The 23,950-nt window shown below is 45.4% G+C and carries 22 protein-coding genes; 10 read left to right on the top strand and 12 right to left on the bottom strand.

Features of this window, described 5'->3' with window-relative positions:
- Positions 1-82: 82 nt before the first annotated feature.
- From sigK to AC4E8D_RS22795, 3 genes are all read right to left on the bottom strand, one after another.
- Positions 83-781: an RNA polymerase sporulation sigma factor SigK gene (gene sigK / locus AC4E8D_RS22785; protein WP_062329827.1), complete on the bottom strand. Its 699-nt coding sequence runs from the start codon at positions 779-781 to the stop codon at positions 83-85.
- A 130-nt stretch (positions 782-911) separates the two neighbouring features.
- The gene (locus AC4E8D_RS22790) at positions 912-1,091 is read right to left on the bottom strand and encodes a hypothetical protein (protein WP_036615241.1); all 180 of its coding nucleotides are present in this window, start codon (positions 1,089-1,091) and stop codon (positions 912-914) included.
- 219 nt (positions 1,092-1,310) lie between these two features.
- The gene (locus tag AC4E8D_RS22795) at positions 1,311-2,123 is read right to left on the bottom strand and encodes an alpha/beta hydrolase (RefSeq protein ID WP_445252521.1); all 813 of its coding nucleotides are present in this window, start codon (positions 2,121-2,123) and stop codon (positions 1,311-1,313) included.
- Between the two features lie 651 nt (positions 2,124-2,774).
- On the opposite strand from AC4E8D_RS22795, the gene AC4E8D_RS22800 reads away from it, so the two are divergent.
- Positions 2,775-5,090: a galactose-binding domain-containing protein gene (locus AC4E8D_RS22800; protein ID WP_339305194.1), complete on the top strand. Its 2,316-nt coding sequence runs from the start codon at positions 2,775-2,777 to the stop codon at positions 5,088-5,090.
- Between the two features lie 66 nt (positions 5,091-5,156).
- Here AC4E8D_RS22800 and AC4E8D_RS22805 read toward each other — a convergent pair whose 3' ends face one another.
- Positions 5,157-6,404, bottom strand: coding sequence for an MFS transporter (locus AC4E8D_RS22805; RefSeq protein ID WP_339178322.1), 1,248 nt, complete (start codon positions 6,402-6,404; stop codon positions 5,157-5,159).
- A 26-nt stretch (positions 6,405-6,430) separates the two neighbouring features.
- On the bottom strand, positions 6,431-7,357 hold the full coding sequence (locus AC4E8D_RS22810) for an ADP-ribosylglycohydrolase family protein (protein WP_221824379.1): 927 nt from the start codon (positions 7,355-7,357) through the stop codon (positions 6,431-6,433).
- A gap of 497 nt (positions 7,358-7,854) precedes the next feature.
- Between AC4E8D_RS22810 and AC4E8D_RS22815 the strand changes: the two genes are divergently transcribed.
- Both AC4E8D_RS22815 and AC4E8D_RS22820 read left to right on the top strand, forming a co-directional pair.
- Complete coding sequence (locus tag AC4E8D_RS22815; RefSeq protein WP_221824381.1) at positions 7,855-8,523, top strand: HAD family hydrolase; 669 nt, start codon at positions 7,855-7,857, stop codon at positions 8,521-8,523.
- Between the two features lie 47 nt (positions 8,524-8,570).
- Positions 8,571-9,743, top strand: coding sequence for a mannitol-1-phosphate 5-dehydrogenase (locus tag AC4E8D_RS22820; RefSeq protein ID WP_221824383.1), 1,173 nt, complete (start codon positions 8,571-8,573; stop codon positions 9,741-9,743).
- 246 nt (positions 9,744-9,989) lie between these two features.
- On the opposite strand, the gene AC4E8D_RS22825 is transcribed toward AC4E8D_RS22820, so the two are convergent.
- From AC4E8D_RS22825 to AC4E8D_RS22835, 3 genes are all read right to left on the bottom strand, one after another.
- Positions 9,990-10,880, bottom strand: a complete 891-nt coding sequence (locus tag AC4E8D_RS22825; RefSeq protein WP_221824384.1) for a DUF8580 domain-containing lipoprotein — start codon at positions 10,878-10,880, stop codon at positions 9,990-9,992.
- A 142-nt stretch (positions 10,881-11,022) separates the two neighbouring features.
- Positions 11,023-11,676, bottom strand: coding sequence for a YkyA family protein (locus AC4E8D_RS22830; RefSeq protein WP_221824386.1), 654 nt, complete (start codon positions 11,674-11,676; stop codon positions 11,023-11,025).
- A 40-nt stretch (positions 11,677-11,716) separates the two neighbouring features.
- Positions 11,717-12,619 (bottom strand): polysaccharide deacetylase family protein, encoded by a 903-nt coding sequence (locus AC4E8D_RS22835; RefSeq protein WP_313771507.1) that lies wholly within the window; start codon positions 12,617-12,619, stop codon positions 11,717-11,719.
- A gap of 228 nt (positions 12,620-12,847) precedes the next feature.
- On the opposite strand from AC4E8D_RS22835, the gene AC4E8D_RS22840 reads away from it, so the two are divergent.
- Together AC4E8D_RS22840 and AC4E8D_RS22845 are read left to right on the top strand one after the other, a co-directional pair.
- Positions 12,848-13,792, top strand: coding sequence for a DMT family transporter (locus AC4E8D_RS22840; protein ID WP_339305202.1), 945 nt, complete (start codon positions 12,848-12,850; stop codon positions 13,790-13,792).
- 63 nt (positions 13,793-13,855) lie between these two features.
- On the top strand, positions 13,856-14,692 hold the full coding sequence (locus tag AC4E8D_RS22845) for a sulfurtransferase (protein WP_490205240.1): 837 nt from the start codon (positions 13,856-13,858) through the stop codon (positions 14,690-14,692).
- A gap of 160 nt (positions 14,693-14,852) precedes the next feature.
- Here the strand turns inward: AC4E8D_RS22845 and AC4E8D_RS22850 are convergent, their stop codons facing one another.
- The gene (locus AC4E8D_RS22850; protein ID WP_490205241.1) at positions 14,853-15,755 is read right to left on the bottom strand and encodes a CPBP family intramembrane glutamic endopeptidase; all 903 of its coding nucleotides are present in this window, start codon (positions 15,753-15,755) and stop codon (positions 14,853-14,855) included.
- 166 nt (positions 15,756-15,921) lie between these two features.
- Between AC4E8D_RS22850 and AC4E8D_RS22855 the strand changes: the two genes are divergently transcribed.
- On the top strand, positions 15,922-16,473 hold the full coding sequence (locus AC4E8D_RS22855) for a TetR/AcrR family transcriptional regulator (RefSeq protein WP_490205242.1): 552 nt from the start codon (positions 15,922-15,924) through the stop codon (positions 16,471-16,473).
- Between the two features lie 154 nt (positions 16,474-16,627).
- Here the strand turns inward: AC4E8D_RS22855 and AC4E8D_RS22860 are convergent, their stop codons facing one another.
- Positions 16,628-17,215 (bottom strand): imm11 family protein, encoded by a 588-nt coding sequence (locus AC4E8D_RS22860; protein WP_490205243.1) that lies wholly within the window; start codon positions 17,213-17,215, stop codon positions 16,628-16,630.
- A 635-nt stretch (positions 17,216-17,850) separates the two neighbouring features.
- Here AC4E8D_RS22860 and AC4E8D_RS22865 point away from each other — a divergent pair.
- A complete protein-coding gene (locus tag AC4E8D_RS22865) occupies positions 17,851-18,819 on the top strand; it encodes a phosphotransferase (protein ID WP_490205244.1) in 969 nt (322 codons plus the stop codon).
- A 32-nt stretch (positions 18,820-18,851) separates the two neighbouring features.
- Entirely contained in the window at positions 18,852-19,649 is a 798-nt protein-coding gene (locus AC4E8D_RS22870; protein WP_490205245.1) for an ankyrin repeat domain-containing protein, read from the top strand.
- A gap of 153 nt (positions 19,650-19,802) precedes the next feature.
- Here AC4E8D_RS22870 and AC4E8D_RS22875 read toward each other — a convergent pair whose 3' ends face one another.
- Both AC4E8D_RS22875 and AC4E8D_RS22880 read right to left on the bottom strand, forming a co-directional pair.
- The gene (locus tag AC4E8D_RS22875; RefSeq protein ID WP_490205246.1) at positions 19,803-20,840 is read right to left on the bottom strand and encodes an NAD(P)/FAD-dependent oxidoreductase; all 1,038 of its coding nucleotides are present in this window, start codon (positions 20,838-20,840) and stop codon (positions 19,803-19,805) included.
- Positions 20,841-20,864: 24 nt separating this feature from the next.
- On the bottom strand, positions 20,865-21,248 hold the full coding sequence (locus AC4E8D_RS22880; protein ID WP_490205247.1) for a winged helix-turn-helix transcriptional regulator: 384 nt from the start codon (positions 21,246-21,248) through the stop codon (positions 20,865-20,867).
- 140 nt (positions 21,249-21,388) lie between these two features.
- Between AC4E8D_RS22880 and AC4E8D_RS22885 the strand changes: the two genes are divergently transcribed.
- Together AC4E8D_RS22885 and AC4E8D_RS22890 are read left to right on the top strand one after the other, a co-directional pair.
- A complete protein-coding gene (locus tag AC4E8D_RS22885; RefSeq protein WP_221824403.1) occupies positions 21,389-21,742 on the top strand; it encodes a DoxX family protein in 354 nt (117 codons plus the stop codon).
- A 125-nt stretch (positions 21,743-21,867) separates the two neighbouring features.
- Positions 21,868-23,817, top strand: a complete 1,950-nt coding sequence (locus AC4E8D_RS22890; RefSeq protein WP_221824405.1) for an AraC family transcriptional regulator — start codon at positions 21,868-21,870, stop codon at positions 23,815-23,817.
- Positions 23,818-23,950 lie beyond the last annotated feature (133 nt).

A 23,950-nucleotide genomic window follows, 5' to 3' on the forward strand; every position in this document is an offset into this window, starting at 1 on the left:
TAAAAAAAGAGAAATCTACACATCCGTTCAAACAGCAAAGAGGCCACCTTTTGTACAAGGCGCCCTCTGGTCTGTTCAGCAACTACTTTTGCTTATAAAATTCATGATACAATTTCATTAACGCTCGTTTCTCAATCCGTGATACATAAGAACGTGAGATGCCCAGTTCCTTCGCAATTTCGCGTTGAGTTCGTTCCTCCCCGCCTGCTTCCAGGCCGAATCGACCGATCACAACTTCCTTCTCCCGATCATCCAGGATGTCGAGATTGCGATAAATTTTGCTTTTTTCAATCTTGAGCTGCACCTTATCTACAACGTCGTCGGCTTCTGTTCCGAGTATGTCGATCAGCGTAATTTCGTTGCCTTCTTTGTCCGTACCAATGGGGTCGTGCAGGGATACGTCTTTGCGTGTTTTCTTCAGGGAACGCAAATGCATAAGTATCTCGTTTTCAATACATCTCGCCGCAAATGTGGCAAGCTTCGTACCTTTGCCTTGTTGAAAACTTTCGATGGCTTTGATCAAACCAATGGTTCCGATGGAAATCAGGTCTTCCTGATCTTCACCCGTATTGTCGAACTTCTTGACGATATGCGCGACAAGGCGCAGATTGTGTTCAATGAGCAGATTGCGAGAGTGAGCATTGCCTTCAGCCATAAGGCGTAAATGTTTGGCTTCATCATCCTCAGCCAGTGGCTGGGGGAACGCATTATTTTTGACATATGAGACGAGTAACGTTAACTCTTTAATGAATAGAGCAATTGCGGTAAACAATCCGGGCACAGATGACACCTCCTGCAGTTTTACAACGATCTGGCCTGAGCACATGTGGGAACAGGGTCGATCTATTGTATGTAGGCAGTGGCCCAGAAGTGCACGTACACTTGAAAAAGGGGATGATCTTGCGAAGATTTCACAGACTCACAGAAACGATGGATCCCACCCGCTGAAGCAGGAGAAATTCTTTTTCCACACTTTCGATAAAATACTTCTTTTCACCAAATAGGACAACATCATTCTGAGCTAATGAAACATCGCTTTTAAAATAGATCACATTGTCCGTTTCCCGAAACGCACCTTTGTAATAAAACATCCTATTTCTCTCCTTCATGTATCTACCTATGTAATTAACTACCCGCTCCATGTGGATCTGCTTCCTTCATGCTAACATATTCTCTCTCATTCATCATGTCATATTCGCACACTAACCAACATAAAGCCCCAGCCCTGTGCAGAACAGAACTGAGGCTACATATCGATATGAATTCCTGTTTCTCCTGTCGATTGCTTCAAGAAGCTAATTCAAATTAAATTATTTAAAGATTCGTTGTGAGAACTGATACAGGCCGCTGTTCCAGACAGATGGTTCATGTCCACCTACATCCTGATACCAGGTATGCGGAATGTTCATGCTGCTCAAGCCGTTTTTGAAATTCTGGCTGACCCATAACAGACCATCACTCGATCCACAGGAGATCCACAACAATTTGAGTTGGCTAGCGACTTGTCCAGGGTTGGAAACCAGCTGTGATACAGATTGCGTATTCGGTGCAGCCGAGAAGGCCCCTACCCAAGCGAAGGTATTCAGATTTTTCAATCCGAAGTTAAGCGACTGCCCACCACCCATGGACAGTCCGGCTAGCGCACGACTATTCTTGTCTTTGTACACTGGATAATTGGCCTCGATATGAGGAATCAGATCCTTGAGCAGGTCTTGCTCAAACCGTTCAAACGCAGCCACTTTGTCCGGAGCAAAAATGTCACCGACTGGACGGTCGTCCTTCATGGCACGGCCATTCGGCATGACAACGATCATCTGGGACAGCTTGCCTTCCGAATACAGGTTGTCCAAAATGTTCTTGGGTTTCATTGCATTGACCCACTCATGCTCATCCCCGCCGATGCCGTGCAGGAGATACAAGACGTTATACTTTTTATTCGGAGAATATCCTGGCGGTGTATACACGGTCGCTTTCCGTGTATTGCCCACCGTTGTGGAGTAATAGGATATCAGATTGGTATTTCCGTGCGGAATATTGTTTCGATAGCCATCAAAACCCGGTGGTGCCGGCACCACCGAAGTATTAGCAAGCGCATTGTTTGCGTCATTGCCGGATACATTCATAGATTCATACGCTGTGTTCTGAGCACCAACCTCGCTGGAATCCGTAGCAAAAGCCATTGTTGGGGCAATCATGGCAACGATCATCGAAAGACTTAAAAGGATTGTAATACGTTTTTTCATCTCAATTTCTCCTCTCAATTTTGTCAAACTTAAGTATGCGTTTCTCGAAGTTTCACTGGATTACGCTTGATGCTGAAGTTCAACTTTTTTCTAACGCGGTGAAGCAAGCTTCCTCTCAAACCAAAATTGAAAGCCCTTACAATAAACAGGTTAGATCACCTCCCTTCCCTTCAGAAAAAACTGAACCTGTAGATTTCACTCTGTTTTTCCGACATGGAATTACTTATATAGTATATTTAAACTTATTTATCCATTTTTCGCAACAATATTTTCATTTCTAGCGATTCAATTCAATGATCTTATAGCATCAGAGTTTTTCTTCTTTCTTCTTTCTTCTCGAATCCTAATTCAAAAATTGTAAAATACTGTTGTTAAATTGAATATTTTACCTTATTATAACTTCCATAGGGGGGTGTCTATGAACAATTTCAATAGATTCATAATAGTTTTCTTCTGAGAGATGCTTTCGCAAAAGTTTCAACGTCTCGTTCGCCAATATCTTTTGCAACTACTTTATTTTCTGGGAGGAAAATGATGATGTTCAATGTACGCTTTTCGATCAAAAAAGCATGGGCTTCATTTCTGGTTATTACATTATTGCTGCCTTTACTTGTCGGGTTATGGCCATCCAATGTCTATGCTGCATCTAACAATGAAGGAAAAATATCCATAACCGCAGATGATGAGTTCACACTTTTTATAAACGGCAGACAGACGGGAAAAGGCACCGACTGGGCCAAAGCCTATACGTTCCCTGTGCCGATTCAATCTGGCATCAATGTGATTGCAGTTCAAGCGAAGGATATAGGCCTCTATGCGGGACTGCTGGCAGACCTTAGCTACGGAGATGAGAATCTGGTTACGGATTTCAACTGGAAAGTATCTGAACGATATATTGAAGGTTGGGAGCAACCCAAATTCGATGATTCGTCATGGTCACGTGCTACTGACTTCGGACGGTATGGCAGTGATCCTTGGAAACAGATTAGTGGCATGCCTGAGGAGACCAGTGCACGCTGGATCTGGGCAGGCAAGACCAATGTGAATGCTCCAGTTTCAGAAGCATATTTTCGAATCTCATTTAACGTCTCTGAAGATGGACTGGCTATTAGCAATCCCATTTCTTCTTCAGGTCAATTCGAGCAAGTCGATTATCAGTTAAAACCGACCCAACCCATGCCTGCTTCCATGGTGAAGAGACTTCCCGTGGTAAATGCCGTCTTTGAAACGGTGGAAGAGAAAGGTTCAATAGAACTTAGCACCCAAGAGGCTGCCCAAATCGGTAATAACCTAGCTCCTGGTCAGATCTTTCTCGATCAGTCCTCTGCCCGGGCTATCAAAGTTACAAGCGTCAATAGAAGCTCTGGTGGTATGCGGGTAGATTACATCACTCCGGGTGTGGAGGAATTGTTCGATTACTATGATATTCCCGAGCAGGAGGTCTCGTTCGAAGAGCGTAATATCGTCATGCCTGATCCTGAGATGGTATTGGATAGCAAGGAATGGCTTGTTCATGAAACCCCTTCCTTGTTAGAGACCGATATAACTGACGATGCTGAAATGCGACAGTTCAACATCGACAACACGATTCAAAATGATTTGGATGCAAATATGGACAGGGTTGCGGATGCAGAAAGAATGGATATCGCTTCCACGGATATTGCACCCATGGATCTGAATGATGTGATTCGTGCTGCTGGAGCAGGTGATTTTGCCAATTGCAAAAAATCCGGCAATGAGTTTGTCTGTGATTTCAAGAAGGTACTTGTAAATCAACAAAATGCAAACGGTAACAAAGTGTTCGTTGAAGCAGGTGGCAAGCTCACCTTGATTGCACCCAAAGTTACGGGGAAATACGGATTTTGGGGAAAATATGATCTGAAATTTACTGCTGGTGAGAAAGCCAACATCTATATCAAAGGTGATGCCAAGTTCAAAAAAGAGGTCAAGGTTCCAATCATGGGCTTCAATATTGGTGCTGGCAATCTCGGAGCCGTATCAGTCGGCGTTTTTCTGGTCATTGGTATTGACGGCAACGTCACCTTTGAATTTCAGGTCGATCAGGGATACACGGTTACCGCGGGAGTCAAAGGGAAAACACGTGTTTTTATTCCCGTGAAGATCCAGCCTTACAGCAGTGTGAACAGATATCTTACGGTAACCCATAAAATTGAAGGACAGATCACTGCTTGGGCAGGAGCCAAAGCGGAAGTCGGTCTGAAAATTGCCGGCAAAAAAATACTTGAGGTAAGTGTTTTTGCCGGCATTGAAGGCACAGGGAAATGGACAAGCAGCAATAATGTGCCCAGTACCATGTCTCTAAAGATTGATGCTCTCGTCAAAGGAGAAGGAGCTGTATTTAATAAGTCCTTCAAACTCTTCGAGCTGCGCTGGAATTTGGTGAATCTGGTGAAAACCCCTACCAATCCGGGAACCGGACAGAACCTGGCACGAAATGCTGCCATAACGGTAACTTCAACCTATCCCGGGTATTCAGCAGCCCGAATCAATGACGGGGATCGTAACACGGCCTTGGGGGAAAGTTATAGCTGGGCCAATAACCGTAATTCCTCACTTCCCCAATATGTCGTCATTGATTTGCCGGCATCGAGTTCAATCCAGCGAATTGATCTGTATACCACCCAGGGATACCCACTTGCCAATTATGATCTGCAATACTGGAATGGCTCAAATTGGGTGAATCTCGTACAGATTACAGACAATCAAGAGTTAACGCGATCACACACATTTTCAGCAGTCAGTACTTCCAAGATCCGTGTCGTAGCGAGTAAAGGTCCTTCCCATCAGCCAACCTATGTGCGAATCAATGAGCTTGAAATCTATTAAAACAGCATACCCAAAAAGCCTCAGCTCCTGGTTACACAGGATGACTGAGGCTTTCTTGATATCTGTTTAGTATACGGATACTGGATTAACTACCTCTGCACCCTCGGGTGAAGTCTGTCTGTCTTTCATTAACAGACTGATGAACAAGCCCAGCAAACCCAGTGCGGCAATAACTGCGGCATACAAAGGTACAGATATAAGTCCTGTATGGGTAATTGCATATCCGCCCAGATAGGCACCACCTGCATTCCCCAGGTTAAATGCGGAGTGACTTGAGGTAGTCGCAAGTAGCGGTGCTTCACGAGTCATATTCATAATCCGAATCTGAAGTCCCGGCATAATACCAAAAGCGGCAACCCCCCAGAAAAATATCGTGAGCACTGCCAGATACGGATTCTCCAGCGTCAGCGTGAGCACTGCCAGAAGAACAGCAAGGATACCAAAGTTGACGATTAACGAAGGCATCAGCTTCCAGTCTGCCAGACGGCCGCCAACCAAATTGCCCAAGGTTACACCGAAGCCAAACAACACCAGAATCCAGGTCACACTTTGCTCCGCAAAACCGCTAATATCCACAAGCATCGGCGTAATATAGGTGAAGACTGTAAACAAACTTCCGCACCCCAACGCCCCAATAAGCAGAACCAGCAACACTTGGGGACGAACCAGATTCCGGAATTGCTGTCCCAGGTTCGCTGGTGCTCCTTGCGGGAGGACGGGAATGAAACGAATGATACCAATCAACGAAATGATGCCCAAGATCGTAATCGCCCCGAAAGATGACCGCCATCCGAGCTGTTGCCCGATAAACGTACCAAACGGAACGCCAATGATGTTGGCAATCGTAAGCCCCGCGAGAACAACCGATACCGCTCCTGCCCTTCTCTCGGGCGCAACAAGCCGCGTCGCCATGATTGAACCTACACCAAGGAATGTACCATGGGCAAATGCCGTTAAGATCCGTGCCGAGATTAACAACCCATAGGTGGGAGCAATGACAGACAATGCGTTCCCGATAATGAAAATGCACATCAGCAGCACCAGCAGTTGTTTCTGCGGAATCTTGTGTGTAAATACGGTCAAAATCGGCGCACCTACCGCTACACCAAGCGCATATCCCGTAATGAGTTGTCCAGCCTGCGGAATACTTACATTCAGGTCTGTTGCTACATTGGGCAGTAAGCCCATAATAATAAATTCAGTCATACCAATTGCAAAAGCACCTATCGTCAGGCATAACAGGGATAATGGAAACGCCCCTCGTTTACCTGACTGTGAAGCCTGTGGTTGTAATGTGTGTCCAGTCGTGCTCATAGATGTTCTCTTCTCCTGTCTCTTAATCAACGATTTTCTGTCGCCTTTAACCACAAGGCTTCTGTTAGTTGTTCGAACGTTTCACGCATGGCCAGCTTGTCCCGCCAGTGTACCGGTATACCGCTGAGTCCATAATAAGCACCTGCGATCTGCCCATACACCGCGCCCGTAGTGTCCGCATCATCACCCAGATTAACAGCTAACAAAGCGCCTTCTTCAAAGCTTGATGACTTATGGAACGCCCATAGTGCTGCCTCAAGTGAACGAACCACATAGCCACTGCCCTTAATTTCCGGCGGTTCTTTGCTCTGATAGGAACCCATAACAACCTCTTCAATAGCGGGCGAAAAAGCAGGTTCCTCCCTCCACTGTCTGCATGTCTCCGGCATCAGCATGACGCTCTTGTCCGCTCCGCGCAGACCAGCAACAATTATGGCGGCTAGCACTTCACATGCTTCCACGCTTTCCGTTGCAGCATGTGTTGTCCGGGAGCTCAGCCCGGCATAACGAACCGCCTCGTTTGGTTGATTAGCGTAAGCCATCACGACAGGTGCAAGCCTCATAATAGAGCCATTGCCCGCCGTCATCGGATCCGTTGATCCGCTGTAGGCTTCTCCGGTTATCTCAAACCTCTCCAAGGCACTTCGTGTGGCCCCACCGATATCAAAGCAATCGCCTGTGCTGCTCATATACCCGACCTTGTACCAATTGGTGTATCTTCGCATCTGATCCGCAGGATCAAAGTCTGCCTTGCGTACCAGACTTTCTGCCAGGCACAGAGCCATCGACGTATCATCTGTCCACTGCCCTGCCTCCAGCCCGAATACGCCGCCACCCACGATATCCGTTACGGGTTCAAATGTGCCCGGGCTACTGAATTCCACGGTAGTTCCCAACGCATCACCCGTTGCAAGCCCGATGAAGCAGCCATTAAAACGGTCCTTTTGCAGCATGCTTGTCTTCCTCCCTTACTCCATATACTTTCAGAATCTTTCTTCCATTCTCCCACAGGGCCTGATCTGGCGTAAAGCTAATAAAATCCAATACATTCAGCTCCATTTCTTCTATTATAAAAGTGTCGAAAGCTGTTGAACGGCCAGATGATCAAATTTTCATAAAAAAAGTTTTATTTTTTTGAGCTGTAAAAACAGTTTATTCAGTACACCGCTTACATGCAAAAGGGTTAACGGTTTGCAACGTTCACCTTTTTCTGAAAACAAATCATACATGTGAAAATTTTCAATGTAAACAATCATGACGCACTTGACCCTTGGGTTTGTCCTATGTTACGGTTTTATTAGCTTCAAATGCATATTTTTTCCCAAATTAATATTCATTTTCGGTTTATTGTGTCAACTAATATCCCGTACGTTAATGAATACAGGGAATGAATTTGCAGAAAATTTTCATTTTTATCCCAAACTAATTCTGAAACAGGAGGAACAAATTTATGATTAAGGCACTGGTGTTTGATTTCGACGGAACGATTATTGATACAGAGACAGCATGGTATATTGCTTTTCGCGATGCTTACAAGGAACACGGCGTAGATTTAACCCTGGAGATGTATTCACAATGCATCGGTACCAGTCTGAAAACATTTAATCCATATGAGTACCTCATCACAGATTTGAATCTTCCGATCGATCGGGAAGCGTTCAGGGAATCTGTTCAGTTGCAGCACGCTGCATTGATGAACAAAGAGGTGGTTCGTCCGGGCATTCAGAGCTACCTTGATGAAGCGCGTAAAGCTGGACTAAAACTCGCTGTAGCCTCCAGCTCCAAACGGGAGTGGGTTGAACAGCATCTGGAACAATTGAAACTGAAAGACTATTTTGAAGTTATCCGTACCGCAGATGATGTTGCAAATGTGAAGCCTGATCCAGAACTCTACAATCAAGCGCTTGAAGCCCTTGGAGTAACTGCAGACGAAGCCGTAGCGATTGAGGATTCACCTAACGGCGCGCGTGCAGCTGCTGCGGCTGGTATGCACTGCGTAGTCATCTCGAATACCATCACAGGAACACTGGAATTCGATATGCCTCACCAACGGCTGTCTTGCTTGACTGACCTTACATTTAACGATTTGATTTCGAAGCCACTCGTCACTACCGTCTAAGGTCTGCACGAATTTCGCGATTCAATCCTTAAAGGGGGAGTTCATACATGAAAGCTGTACATTTTGGTGCGGGCAATATAGGCCGCGGTTTTATCGGTCATATGTTGTCCGCTTCCAACTACGAAGTCTGCTTTGTCGCACGTAACCCGAAGAAAATCTCCTTGCTTCAAGAGAGACAGGAATATCCCATTACACTCGCCAATAGCGATCAGGATACAACGATTGTAAACAACGTGACGGCGATCAATGTGAATGAGCAGAATCTGGTTGCTGAAGAGATCGCTTCAGCCGATCTGATCACAACCGCCGTGGGTGTATCTGCACTCGGAGATATTGCCGAGCCGATCGCCAAAGGCATTCAACTTCGCATGAAAAACAATAATCAGACTCCACTGCATATTATCGCTTGCGAGAATGCCATCGGTGGCAGCACCAGGCTGAAGAAACGCATCTATCCATTCCTGGACGAACCTACTCGTAAAAAAGCCGAACGTTATATTTCTTTCCCCAATGCAGCTGTGGACCGGATTGTTCCGGCTCAAAACCACAAAGACCCGCTGCAGGTCACTGTTGAACCTTTTTACGAATGGGTCGTTCATCGTCCAGCACTTCTGGATGGATTCAAGAAAATAGATGGCGTCCACTATGTGGATTCGCTTGAACCTTATATTGAGCGTAAAATGTTTACGGTAAATACAGGCCACTGTGTCGCCGCATACTTCGGCTATCTCGAAGGATTCGAGACCATTCGACAGGTCATGAGTAACTCTACCCTTCGGGCCACGGTCCGCCATGTTATGGAAGAGACAGGTCAGATGCTCATCCAGAAGCACGGATTCAACGCACAGAAGCATAACAAATATATCGACACCATACTGGAACGCTTCGCCAATCCCAACCTGACGGATCAGGTCACCCGGGTTGGACGTTCCCCCCTTCGCAAGCTTTCGCCTCATGATCGGCTTGTTCGCCCAGCGCTGCAGGCCAGTGAATTCGGAATTGAAATTCCTCATTTAACTTCTGCTATGGCGGCCGCAATGCTTTTTAATGACAAACACGACGAGGAAGCCATGAAGCTACAACACATGATTCGCGAAGATGGCGTCTCCGCCTTCATCCGTGAACGCATGGGAATTCCCGACGAACATCCCGTTCATCAGAATGTAATCGCCCGTTATCAAGAACTCAGAGGACACAAGGAATCGACTATACTAACCTGAGTAACGGATCAGGGCATGGGTTCGGTCCTGCAAACTGAATAGAAGCACGGCCAAGAAGCCGGGAGGAACCTATGCTGCAGCATCGGTCCTTCTGGCTATTTGTCTATGCACGGCACGGTACATTGTATCTATATTGTAGTAACGTTAACAAAACAGCGCATCTCCTCTCTCAAGGAAACACGCTGTGTAGGGAATCGTTTTAATTTTACTTAGCCGTCCTGCTTAACCATGTGGCTCATCCCTTTTCTACTCATTCATAATGGAATTAAGGGATGCATATGCCATGGGCAGGAAACCTTCCGAAGGTTCACCAATAGGTGCTTGGATGTGGAAAATGAAACCATTGCCGTCCAGTTCTTTCACAATAAAATACTCTGTCTTCTTATCATTCTGGGACATCATATATAATCTTGCATCCTTCATCGGACCGTTGCTGAGTTGTTCAGCCGTTAACTGCTTCACTTCTCCGGTCTCGGACAACTCTTCCTTGGCATCCATCTTCAGCGCATCCAGATTGTAATTCGCCGGCAGCTTCTCAATCTCTACCTCATAATCCGGATCAATCTTCATTGTTAATTCATGGTCTTCCGCGTCAAAAGCCATCGGTTCAAACACATAAAGTGAATAACCTTTTGCTTGTGCCAATGTCACTGGACGTTTCTCGGTTATTCCTTCTACCGTCACTTCCAGCTCTGATGTCTTCGGACGATCGGACGTTACTGTACCGCCTGCATTGGAACCGTTATTGTCATTACTCGATTCAATCTTTGCAATCTCTGTAAGTACCAACTGTTTCGTTGTTGCATCAATCGTTTTCTCTACATATTTGAAACGCACGGAATCTTCGTCATCGATATCATCCAGAGACTTCTGCAGATCTTCGCTCACCTGGAATGACATCGGCTTCTCATTCACTCGAATCTCCACGGTATGCGGATCAGCCCATCCAGTCAGAATACCTTCTGCTTCAATTGCAGCACTTTCATTTGGTTGTTGCTCCGGTGCTGGTGACTGTTCTTCCGTATTATTCACTGTTGGCTGTGCAGCAGGATTACTGTTCCCACATGCCACAAGCGAGAATCCCATAAGTAAAACCAGGAGTGATGCACTGACTTTCATTGTATTTCCTTTTCGCATATGAACACCTCCGTTAGCTTATACGCAATGATGCTTGTCCATGTTGCTTCTCATCCATTGGCTTGGCTGTATACTAGTACTTACACGGGAGACAGGCAGCTCAATCATGAAAAATGTCTGAACGATTATTGTAATCCTCTACCTAACTGGCTTGATCCATCTGTACCAGTTTGGCATTGGCTCCGTTAAATGCTTTGGTCTGGAGGTTAAATTGCTTTCGGAATTCAGCAAGCTTCGCATATTCGCTATTCCGTACCCGAATGGCTCGCTTAATCTTAACCAGATTAGGTTCTGCACTTTCTCTCATTAGATCATACAGCTGCTCATCGGCACTTAGACTCAACTGATACGAGGCAATAAAATTTTCCAATGCACGTGCTCTTGCTTCATATTGATCCAGCACCTTTTCCGCCTGTGCCAACGTATCTTCTTTTTCAAATGATAGTTCTTTCAATGAACTGCGCAGGGCCACCGCCTTCTCGTTGGTCTGTTTCATGGCCTCTTCCGCCTGTTTCAACAACGTTCTTCGTTCATGAATATGATCTGCTGCCTGATCCAGCAGTGCTTCGAGATCACTATTTTTGTTCTTGCCCTTGTCTAAAATAGATTTGTATAACTTCATATCCTCCTGCTCATGACTGACCAGCGTCTTCAGACTCTGATCGATCTCCTGACCACTGAGCACCAATTGGTTCACCTGATTTGCCGCAGGCTCCTGCGGATCTCCACAACCACTTACCAGCAGAATTAGCAATACGCTGACTGCCGCAAGCGCCACTTTTTTACTCGTTAGCACCCAAGTTCTTCCTCTCTTGCATCATCATCTTGTTGTTATATTACAAACGGCTATCTGCGCTAAAATTAGCTACCCAGTGTGCATCCGGATCGTATACTTCGAACTCGTAACCCCGATCCTCAAGTAGCTTCAGAATACGCGGTAAAGCCTGAACGGTCTGCTCGCGCTCGTGCATCAGAATCACTTCCTTATCCCGATGTACACTTTTGCTCACCCGGGCCACAATCTTGTCCGGCTGACCGGGAAGATTCCAATCGAGTGAATCTGTCGTCCAGTCCCACAATTTGAACCCGGCCGCAGCAATGTCACCTCTGAACTTTTCACCGATCTGTGGACTGCTGCCATAAGGTGCACGAATCAGATGAGGTGTAAAACCAATCAGGTCCTGCACCATCTTCTGCTCTTTCTTGAACTCTTTCACAAAGTTCGCAGAACTGCCGCTCTTATACAGCTTTTTATAGTTATGCGTCATGCTGTGGAGTCCAGGGTAACTGCCTTCCTTCAACAGCCGTTTCACTGCTTCCGGATGCTGATTCAACTGACGTCCGATCATGAAAAAGGTAGCCTTTGCCTCATGCTGCTTCAAAATATCCAGCAGTTGTTCCGTATATTCAGTTGGCCCATCATCAAACGTTATGTATGCCAATTTGCGAACCTGGCCCTGGAACCGGGCCGGCTCCTCCTTCGCATCCGGAGTAACTTGTATCATGCCAAGCTTGGCGGGCTGTTCTATTACAGTAATCGGAGGCGGCGCCACAACGCTTTTGATCCAATGCGTCATGCCAAGGAATACATATGTAATACCGGTAACGAACAGTACCAGGAGCATTAGAGCTATGCTTACCCTTCCATACCGGATTTTTCTTCGTTTATGTGTTTTCGTGCGACTTGTGCTAGGCGGAATACTGCCACGTTCTCCCGCTCTCTCTTGTTGAACTCTCACTGTCATGCCACTTCCTTACTTTCATTTTTTCCCGATTATTGGTATATTATCTCGTTTCATGTCTCTATATAGAAGATTAATAGAAAAATGGATCGGGAGAATGACAGAATAGTTACAAGCCCGGTTACAATCTACTTATCTCTTCGTTCTCTTTATCTTTCCTGCGGTTACCTTCTCCTGTATAATGAAGTGATTTACGCCATCAGACTTCAAGAAGGAGCTACACCCATGACAAGCTTGAACCGTGCCGGCAGATCCATTTATCTGTTATTCTTTGTCGGCATTATCGCCATTTCTTTTTCTTCGATCTTTGTACGCTGGTCTACCGCAGATGTTGCGGTCATTGCCATGTACCGTCTATTTCTGACCAATCTGCTAATGCTGCCTTTTGTCTGGAAATACAGACATGAGATGATGCGTCTACGCATACGGCAGTGGGGCTTGCTACTTGCATCCGGTGTGATGCTGGCCCTTCATTTCCTACTCTGGATGGGTTCGCTGCGGCTCACCAGTGTTGCCAGTTCCACAGTTATTCTCGCGCTGGAGCCTATACTGATTCTTGCCGGTTCGGTATGGCTGTTCAAAGCCAAAATTAACCGCATAATGATCATCGGCATGGGCATCGCCCTGCTTGGATCAATCGTCATTGGCGCAGGAGATTTCCAGTTGGCAGGTACTGCCCTGCAAGGTGATGTCCTGTCTTTACTTGGCACAATCGCAGTCGCCGTTCATATGCTGCTGGGTCAATTTTTGCGAGCGGGACTTAGTGCATTTTCGTATAACTTCTGGGTGTTCTTCGTGGCTGCTTGCACGCTGGCGGTATATAATCTGATCATGGGCCATCCGTTCGGAGGTTACGCTGCGTCAGAGTGGGGAATCTTCCTGCTGCTCGCCATTGTGCCAACGATCTTTGGACATTATCTCTTCAACTGGCTGCTTCAATATATGAATGCCACAACGGTATCCATGGGCGTACTTGGGGAACCCGTATTCTCTTCGTTGCTGGCCTGGATGCTGCTCGGCGAATCCCTCAGTGCATTACAGATGTCTGCCGGGGTTGTCATTATATTCGGGGTATGGATATTCATTCGATATGGCAAAACCAAACCTCAACCCATTCCTGCTGATGCTCCTATCGCTGGCAAAGGGCCTGTTGAACCTACCACGGTATAACGTTTTTTTTTCGTAAAGCATAGTTATAAACGACCTACCACTCTCATAAGGCGGTGTATTTTCATGAAAAATATTGTATCCATGCGCTGGCTGCTCGCCAGAATGTATGAACCGGATGTGGTCATTGCAGATTGCCGATTCTTGCTCGGTCAGCCGGAGGCTGGAAGACAAGCCTATGAAGCTGGACATATTCCAGGAGCTGTCTATCTCGATTTGGAAAAAGATCTGTCTTCTCCTGTGTCTGCGCACGGAGGACGTCACCCGCTTCCTGATCCGGCTGTTCTCGCAAGTCGTCTCTCCAAAGCTGGCATCGGCTCCAATAGTCGTATTATTGCTTATGACGATCAAGGCGGGATGAATGCATCTCGGCTATGGTGGCTGCTTCGCTATATCGGTCATGAACAAGTGTATATCATGGACGAAGGTTTCTCCGCTTGGAAAAACGCCAAATTCCCGGTGACCACGGATGTGCCCGTTCAGATCCCGGCTTCCTTTGAGGTGAACGTACAGCCAGCCATGCTGGCAAGTGTAGAGGATGTTCAGCAGGCTTCGGCAAGTGGCAGTGTCGTGCTAATTGACTCCCGTGATGCTCGCCGCTATGCGGGTCTGGAGGAACCGATTGATGCCAAGGCTGGACATATTCCGGGTGCGATGAATTATTTTTGGAAAGATGTGTTGGATTGGGATGGACGTTGGACAGATACTGGGGTGTTAGAAGAGCGTTTCAGTAAGCTGGACAAGGATGGTGCGATTATCGTGTATTGCGGTTCTGGCGTCTCGGCCTGCCCTAACGTGATTGCACTGGAAGAAGCGGGATATACGAATGTGAAGTTGTATTCCGGGAGCTGGAGCGACTGGATTAGTTATGAGGGGAATCAGGTGGCTACCGGGGAAGAGTAGGTACGGAGCACAAGTCTGCAGGATTTCAAAAACAAATACACCGCCATGCAGGCTGATGCCTGGGGCGGTGTATTTTCAGTGCCTGAGCGTCACCCGAGAATACGGTAGAGATAGAGGCATCGTTGCACGCGAAGACTGATCTAACAAGATCTTTTCCCGCTCAATGAAACAGGATCTGCAAAAGAAAATGAGGAGAAGCATTCATGAGTCCATGAATCAAGATAATCACCCATATTTTACGATAGCGGGCCCATAAATAACCAAGGAACAGACCCGTAAACCCATGATTTGCAATCACTGTTGCCACATCAATATCCCACTGACCATTTCCTTGAATGGCAACATGCCAAATGGACCATAGTATTGAAACTAGTAGTATGGCGGGCCATCTTCCAAGCAACGTCTCCAATCGGGTTTGCAGCCATACTCGATAAAAAACTTCCTCCAATACGCTATTGATCATAAAACCAATCAACACCAAGAGAAGTAATTCTGTCATATCGGTTGCTACGATTGCTCCTTCTGGTTGTGCAATTGGGGAATAAAACTTTAGATAACCCCAGACTACAATAACGATCAGTGGTGCAATGACGTGTCCGCGAGAGCGAGGCTTTGCCGAGATAATGTCTTGTTGCCCGGCAGTCATTTTGCGATAAATCAGCAACAAAATCAACGGGATGAACAATAATGTCGTTAACTTGAACGCCAAATAATATAGCTGGAAATGTAATCCTTGCTGGTCTATCGTTATCAGAGAAACCGTAAATAAAACGCCTGACAACAATAATACAATCGATTGAACGACCAAGTGCTGTTTATCCATTTGTTGGAAAATTAGGGAATCATGACTTTGATAAGGAATCATATGGATTAGAAAAATACCAAGGAATGCCGGTAACATACTATGCCATATTGGAATCACTTCCTCATGATCAGCCGTGTACCTTATATTCAAATTTCCGGTCCACACTAACCACAATACAGCAGCAAATATAATGATTATACATAATAAGCCGATTGCCTTTCCCCATGCTGGAAGCATTACTTTGAATTGCTGATTCATTCCAATTGCACTCCTTTGAGTGGCATGTTGCGTTAGCCCATTCTTTTTTTAATTCAGTTGAGTTAAATAAATTCTAGCACATCCCTTCTTCATCGTCTATTTATTTCAGTTGAGTTAAATAATATGATATTCTGTGTGTATGCCAAAAATCGTGGACCATGAGAAGATGAAGAATATTATCGCTGAAGCTACTTGGAAAATCATTAGTGAGAAAGGCATTCATCATGCAACGTCAAGAACGATTGCGAAGGAGGCCGGATTATCACAAGGCGCTTTAAGACATTACTTTTCAAAACAAGAGAGTCTATTAGCGTTTGCAATGGAGTTAGTTAAGGAAAAGGTACTTACTCGAATAAAAAATCTGAATGCAAGAGAACTGGGGCCTCAAGAAAGAATTGTTGAATACTTGCTCGAACTAGTCCCGACGGATGAACAAACATTATTGGAAATGGAGGTTTGGTTTGCATTTGTAAGCTATGGAAAAACGCAAAAAGGGTTCGACGCCAATTATGAGGACCTGCAAAACGCAATCAAGAACTGCATCATGTACTTGAAAAATGAAGGTCTTCTGCGTACAACCGATGAAAAGAAGGAACAAGAAAAACTGTATGCCTTTATGAATGGGATGGCTCTCAATTTGTATCTAGAGCCGGATAAGATAAATAGAACACGAAGCAAAGAAATGATACAAGACTATATCAATTGGATTATACGTTAAAGGAAAACTTGATGCATAGATCAGGGAGCTAAGTCAGCTGACCCGCGCCAAGCAAAATACACAAGAAAGTCCGGTGGCAACGGGGGAAAATAAAGCTAAAGAGCCCACGTTTTGCGCGGGCTTCTCTTTGCTTTCATTATATTCATGTAGCACTTTAGGTGCTTTCATTTCCGACTTCTGTCACGTTCAGGTTTAGCTTATGTTTTCGGCATACTTCGTAAAAATCTTTTGAAACAACGGGTTTGAAGATATTGATGTAATCCAGCATAAAAAATTCATGCCCGCCCATTCGCTCTTCATGAAGGCAGACTTGAGATACAACTTTGACGATCTTACGTGGAGGCTGTTGTACAGATGCAGCAATGACCGCTTTGCGCCCATATTCCGAACGTTCATAATCAAAAACATCCAAACGATCAAGCTGATGTGCAGTCCAATAGGTTTTTTCAACCGAACGACCATCGTGGTAACACACCGTTGTCGGAATAAACTGTGTGTTTGTTTTCGTTTCCTCCAACAGCGTTTTAAAACGATCTGATACGTGTCTCGTTCCTGTGATCGTCTCAAAATAATCTACATTCAGATTCCGCACCGTAGGCAGTAACTCAACCTCTGCCGTTGTCCCCTCTGGCAACGGATTCTCTATCGCCAAATAATTCATATCTAATTCGGGAGTGAAGGCTGTTCCGCCACTAATAAACCCTCTACGTGGATATTGAGATTCCAGAAAATAATAGTTCAAAGAATAATGTCTCCTTTCCGAATGAAGTGCTTTTCAATCAATTATACGGGTCAAATAACGATAAATAAAACACCAAGACAAGTTAGATTCCTCTTATCTTGGTGAACTTTTTCATTTTTGATAGACTACATAGAGGCCCACATCGAACGATGCGGACCTTCGTTAGGGTTATATTGTTTTAATGAATAGCGTTACTGAGGTTCGTTAAACCTTGTAGTCTTTCATAATCCACCATTTAAGATGCGCTAGATTTGTTAACGCTTGAAACGAGGGGGAATCGATAGGAGTGAAGTCCCTCCTGGCTTTGCATAGTTATATGGCGAATATCCATTATTTTAATAGATGCCTTGTTCCATAGTAGCAGATGTTCATTGAAATGTAAGATGGCTTCCTAGCTCCTTAAAATCATTGCTCATATATTAGTCAACAGAGAGTCAACTTGCATGCAAAATAGGGGCCGGATCACCCACTAACGTGGGTACCCGCCCCCTTGCTTTGATATACATATGAATATACAGACCTTAATCAACACTCTAACAGATCGAAAAGAAACAGTCTATATTTTTGGGAAAATATTCTATATATTTAGGTTGCTGGCCGGCAAAATAACAGTTGAAACGGAGCATACGTCAATAATGTCCAACAACCATCTTACTCGTGAGGAATTACAGGATTATGTGCACAATGTATTTGGTGCCAGTTACTTCATAACGCAGTGCACAAGAATACATGGCGGTGCACAAAAAGTCATTTACAAAATTGACTGCAAGAATGGTTTCACTTGTATGTTGTACGTTTGGGATATTTCCAGCAACTATTTTCAGGAAGAGATCTTGAATGAACCCACTTTCCACAGTTCCTATGGCAGTGAACTTTTCTCTTTGAATACTCGCTTTCTCGCTCAACATGGAATTCGAACACCAATCTTGTATGATCTAAATAACGATAGAGACCGGAACTCTTATGATTTTGCTCTTGTTGAGTATGTGGATGGACAGAAAGCCGAAGCGTATTTCCAGCATAAAAATCACAAAGATCGGGATGAGTTGTTTCAACGGATCAGGAATATGTTGTCTAATATGCATGGAATCCAAAGAAACGTTTATGGAAACGCCAACGATAACAGCAAAAAGGCTGGGCCTTGCTACCAAGTTCAGCGGTTAGATGCCGAAAAAGCCTTATCCTATGCATCCAAGCACATGAAAGATATAAGGAATAATGACGAAAGGCTGCTTGAGAAACTTTACGAATTGGAAGCAGCCATTCAACCCAGAGATCTCTATAGTTTCATTCATGGAGAGTTAGGTCCGGATCATATATGGATAGATCATGCTATGCAACCATGCCTTATTGATATTGAGGGTGCAGGATTCTTCGATCTCGAACATGAGCATAGCTTTCTGGAGTTTCGATTTGGAGATTTTTATCACTACTTAAAAAATAACGATCTCGACCCGGAGCGGATGACATTTTATCGATTTTGCCATCATTTGTCCTTGATATCAGGAGGACTGAAACTGCTTCACAGACAATTCCCCGATCAGCAATTCGCTAGGGGTCTCGCGGAGTATCATGCCAGATGTGCAGTTCAGATGCTTTCATGAATATGGATACAACCCCGGAAGGAGATTTGAGCATGGAATTTATTCACGAAGATGAAAAACTTGCAGTGATCGTTATTCAAGCCATTCACACTGGAGATATTCCAACGTTAGAGCAACTGCTGGCAGAGAATCCGGGATTGGCAAAGATAAGAATATTGGAAAGAAAGCCTGACAACGTAGATGCAGATTCTAGTATCTCTCGGACGCTGCTGCACGTGGTGACAGATTGGCCGGGGCACTTCCCTAATGGAGCGGATACCGTGCGAGTACTGACCAAGTTCGGTGCGGAAGTGAACGCTCCTTTTGTCGGCCCACATATTGAAACACCTTTGCATTGGGCTGCAAGCTCCAATGATGTTCAAGTGCTTGATGCCCTTCTTGATGCTGGCGCAGACATTGAAGCGTCTGGCGCGGTGATCGCCGGTGGAACGCCGCTGGATGATGCTATTGCTTTTGCACAATGGGATGCAGCACAGCGCTTGGTTGAACGCGGCGCGATCTTTGCTCTTTGGCATGCGGCTGCCCTTGGAGATATTCACGCCATACTAGAACATTTTAAAGGAGTCAAACTCCCGGAACGTTATCCTTGGGGAACAAACACCTCCCCTTCTCCTCCCGATGCAGTAACCGTTGCCTTCTGGTGTGCTTGCCATGGAGATCAAAGAGAAACAGCCGAATACCTGCTTGACCAAGATGCCGAACTGAACTGGATAGCCACCTGGGATGGAACGACTCCACTGGACACAGCAAAACGCAATTTTTCAGCTGAACTGATCCCGTGGCTTGAGAGTCAAGGTGCAATTCCGCTAGCGAGATTCACAATTAGATGAATGGCTAGCATGGAATTGCCAATCGCCAGCAACTGCGAATATAGTATGAGGAGAATCCGGTGGCTACTGGGGAAGTGTAGAAGACTCCAACAATTATACACAACGAAAAGGACATCGCCACTTGAGCGATGTCCTTTTTGTTCTGGAGTGATTCTAAAACCGTGAGAGGCGACAAGGGTCTAATTCATTTCTTGATTTGCCATCAATAATTTCACTTGCAGCCAGATGCGCAATCAGCGGCGCCAGCGTAATTGCAGAATGCATTACCGTCAGATAAAGTCCATTCATGTGATCATGGAAGCCCACAATTGGATAACCGTCTTCAGGCATGGGTCTCCATCCAACCTTTATGCTTTCCAGTTCCAGTTGATTTCCGTGCTTGAGGCTGCGACGCAATGTGTCGTAAGCTCGCTTACCGACCGCCTGTGGTCCGTTTGCCTCCGACTCGTCGATATAGTCTTCCGCAGCCAGCAACGTATAATCTGTCAGTTGACGCGCTTCAAATTGCGCATTGGAGATTAATGTGTGTATCAGTTTATTAGCAGTTTTCATCCGAATCAGAATCGAAGGTGACGAAGTTACCGGCACGTGACAACCTAACGGCTTACAAAGTTCGGGTGTACCTGTTCCTGCGGCCAGTACCACAACATCCGACTCCACAAAACCCTTGGACGTATGAACACCAACCAGACGGGAACCCTCTTGCTCCAGCTGTGTAACGTTGGTATCGAACTGAATCTTTGCTCCGTACTCTTGCGCTTTGCTCAACAACAGCTCCGTTACCGCTATAGGGTCCACCGCACCTTCTTCGCTGACAAACATGGCTTCATCCGGATATTCCTTCAGATTGGGCTCCAATGCCTCAAGCTGCTCCCGGTTTAATTTTTGAAAGTGTTGCTCCCTTAGAGGCGGAGTGTCCCAAGTTAGCGCTCCATGCCAATGAATGTTCAGTTCGGACAACTCTTGCTGAAGTGTGTGATATTCTTCCACAGCTGCATCGTACAAATGCCAGTATTCAGGAGCCACTCTATGCATCGTATGTATCCAGGCAAATGATTTTTCCGTGACTTCACGCGCCGCGGCTGAGTGCCGTTCAATAACGGTTACATCTTGATTTCGTTTGGCTAGATGATAGGCCATACACGCCCCAACAATCCCTGCACCAATAATCACAATTTTTTGTTTATTCAAAACTAACTCTCCCTTGTCACCCTATCACCCCAAGGAATCGATTTTCCGAGGTTCGGATGGGTGTGCTCCTTTTTCGTCTTCTTCGCCGTACAGCTTCTCCATATGCTGCATATGGCCGGCTCCCCAGTCGCTCATTGTCTGGAGCACAGGTTTCATGAGCTGTCCGTACTCCGTAATTGAGTATTCGACCTTAGGCGGAATTTGAGGATACACTTCCCGATGCACAATATCGTGATACTCCAGTTCTTTTAACTGCTGGGTCAGCATCTTTTTCGAAATATCTGGAATGGATTTTTGTAATTCGCTGAACCGCATTGTACCATTGCTCAGCAAGCGTAGAAGAATCAAAGATTTCCATTTACCCGTGAGGATATCCAAGGCCGTTCCGAATTTGCAATATACCGTCATTCTTATTCCTCACTTTCTGACCATACCCGGGTATACTTTTGGTTACCTGGTTAGGTTTAAGTGCCTACTTCCAGATTGGGCCTTCTCACTTTAGTATAGAGGCAGACATTAAAATCGAGCAAGTGAGGGGATCAGAAAAGATGAATGTAACGTTATGGATCGTACAACTTATATTGGCGCTAGGTTTCATATATTCAGGATGGATGAAAACCATTCTTATCGAGTCGTCAAAAAAGACCTGGGCCTGGGTCAATGATGTGCCAAAAAGTCTAGTTGTTCTGATCGGAATCGCGGAACTACTAGGAGCGCTTGGCCTAGTTTTGCCTTGGGCGCTGAACATCACTCCGGTGCTTACGCCGATCGCCGCAATCGCTTTGGCTGTTGTCACACTGCTTGGAATGCTGTTTCATATTCGGCGCAATGAGTATCGGGAGCTTGGCGTAAATATCTTTTTTATAGTTCTGGCATTGATCATAGCCTTTGGAAGACTATAAAGGAAACGGGGAACGTTTGGGAAAGTGACAAAAAGCCACTAATATTATTATATAATAAGCTCACCACATAAAAGGCTGGCTTCAACAGCTCATGGAAGGAAGTCAACTCTCTATTGAAAGCAACCTTGAATGTACAAGAACACATACTCATCTGGAATTGTGCATCGCTCAAAATCATGGATGTACGACATATTGTCATACAGGCCGATGAGTGCGTACGTCCTTACCTGTTCCCTGCCAGCGCCTTTCTGTACGTAACGGATGGCAATGCAACCGTGATCTTAGACGGAAATGAGCATGCTACCAAACCATTTTATATGCTTCATGGGGGCAAAAACACCCGTCTGGACATCATCCCAACGGACGAATCCTTTCATTATTACCTGATTCTCTATAAAGCCTCCTTACCGCTGCCTGGCAATCAGCATACACTTCAACAACCGGATCAACCATTGCCATTCCACCTCCAGTACGGTTTTATTCCATATCATCCTGCCATCCTCTACGAAATCACTGAGCGAATGCTGGGCGAGTGGAATAAACCCGGACGCTTGGAGCGACTCCATACCAAAACACTATTCTATCAATTTGTATATGAATTGCTCAGACAAATGGATCAACAGCAGGTAAGCATTGTTAGGCCTAACCTTGCTTCTCAGCTTATTCGCTATATGCAGGAGCACTACGCCCAGCCTCTGACGCGGGAAACCCTCGCTCATACATTCCATTACAGCGTCCCTTATCTTTCCAAGTACTTTCGACGCGAAACTGGCGCAAGTCTAATCGATTACTTAATCGGTATTAGGATGAACAAAGCAGTAACGCTGCTGCAAAAGACCGAGTTATCTCTGCAAGAAGTCGCTGCAAGCGTCGGATATGCTGATGTATCCTATTTTATAAGAATGTTCAAAAAACATACTGGAGTCACACCAAAGCAATTCAAGGATGAGTCCGGACAAGTGACGAGAGGTTCTTATCGTCCTATCCTTAGGCTTCGATCATCCATTGCTCCGCGTAAACTCCGTCGTTATATTGATATCAGAGATGATAATCATTATCAACATAGCGAAAAAGGAGATTTACGGATGTATAGAAGCAAACTACCTGTAGGAATTACCCTACTGTTGTGCCTAACTCTATTGGTTAGCGCATGTTCCAGGCCAGCAAACACGAATGGAAGCACTGGCAGTACGCAAAGTCCAACTGTAGGTGCAGAGAGTAATATCAGTAACACCACAAACGGAAGCTCGGAGATGGTAACCTATTCTGCGGTTAACGGTGAAGTACAAATCCCCAAAAAAACTCAAAGGGTCGTAATGGTTGCAGGAGCCTTTACTGGTCATTTGCTAGCTCTTGGCCTTAAGCCTGTTGGAACTGGTGACGAGTCCTTTAACAGTTATACAGAAGGAAAGCTCGATGACGTTGTCAACATCGGTAACGATGTACCCTACGAGAAAATCATGGATTTGCAGCCGGATTTAATTGTCGTTTGGAATGACCCTGAAACGATTGAAAAGCTGTCCAAAATTGCACCGACCGTCGCTGTTGAATATGGAGTACCTCTGCGGCAGCAATTGATAGATTTTGGCAAGATGACTGGTAGAGAAGAGCAAGCGAAGGCCTGGATCGCAGAGTGGGACGCTAAAATCGCTGAATATAAACCACTCGTGGAGCAAGCAGTAGGTAATCGCACGGTTTCGATTTTTGATACGGGAAGTGCCAAAGAATTTTATGCCTACGGGAGCTTTGGTAGAGGTGGAGATATTATTTATGGCGAGTTTGGCCTGAAGGCACCGCCGATCATTCAGAAGGAAGCCATCGATAGCGGCAAAGGTTGGGCCAAGTTATCACTTGAATTGTTACCACAATATGCAGGAGATTATATCTTTATTAGTGGATGGACAGGTGATGAGAGTGGGGATTCCGTTTTTGAAGGTCCTATCTGGGATAACCTCCCTGCTGTCCAGAATAATCACGTTTATCGCGAGGAAAGCCGTGGCTTCGTGTTTAGTGACCCAATTTCGTTGGAAGCCCAACTTAAATTTGTCGTAGACAGCCTAACCAAAACAGAGTGAAATTGAGTAGACCACGATATGTACGAGGCGAGGAGCAATCCTCGCCTTTTTATGTTTTTGTATAGTTCTTATCTTTCATTTGAAGAGAGTTTGAAAACAAAAGCACACACATAAACAGGGACCTCTCACCATG

The organism is Paenibacillus sp. SRL342, assembly GCF_984798905.1.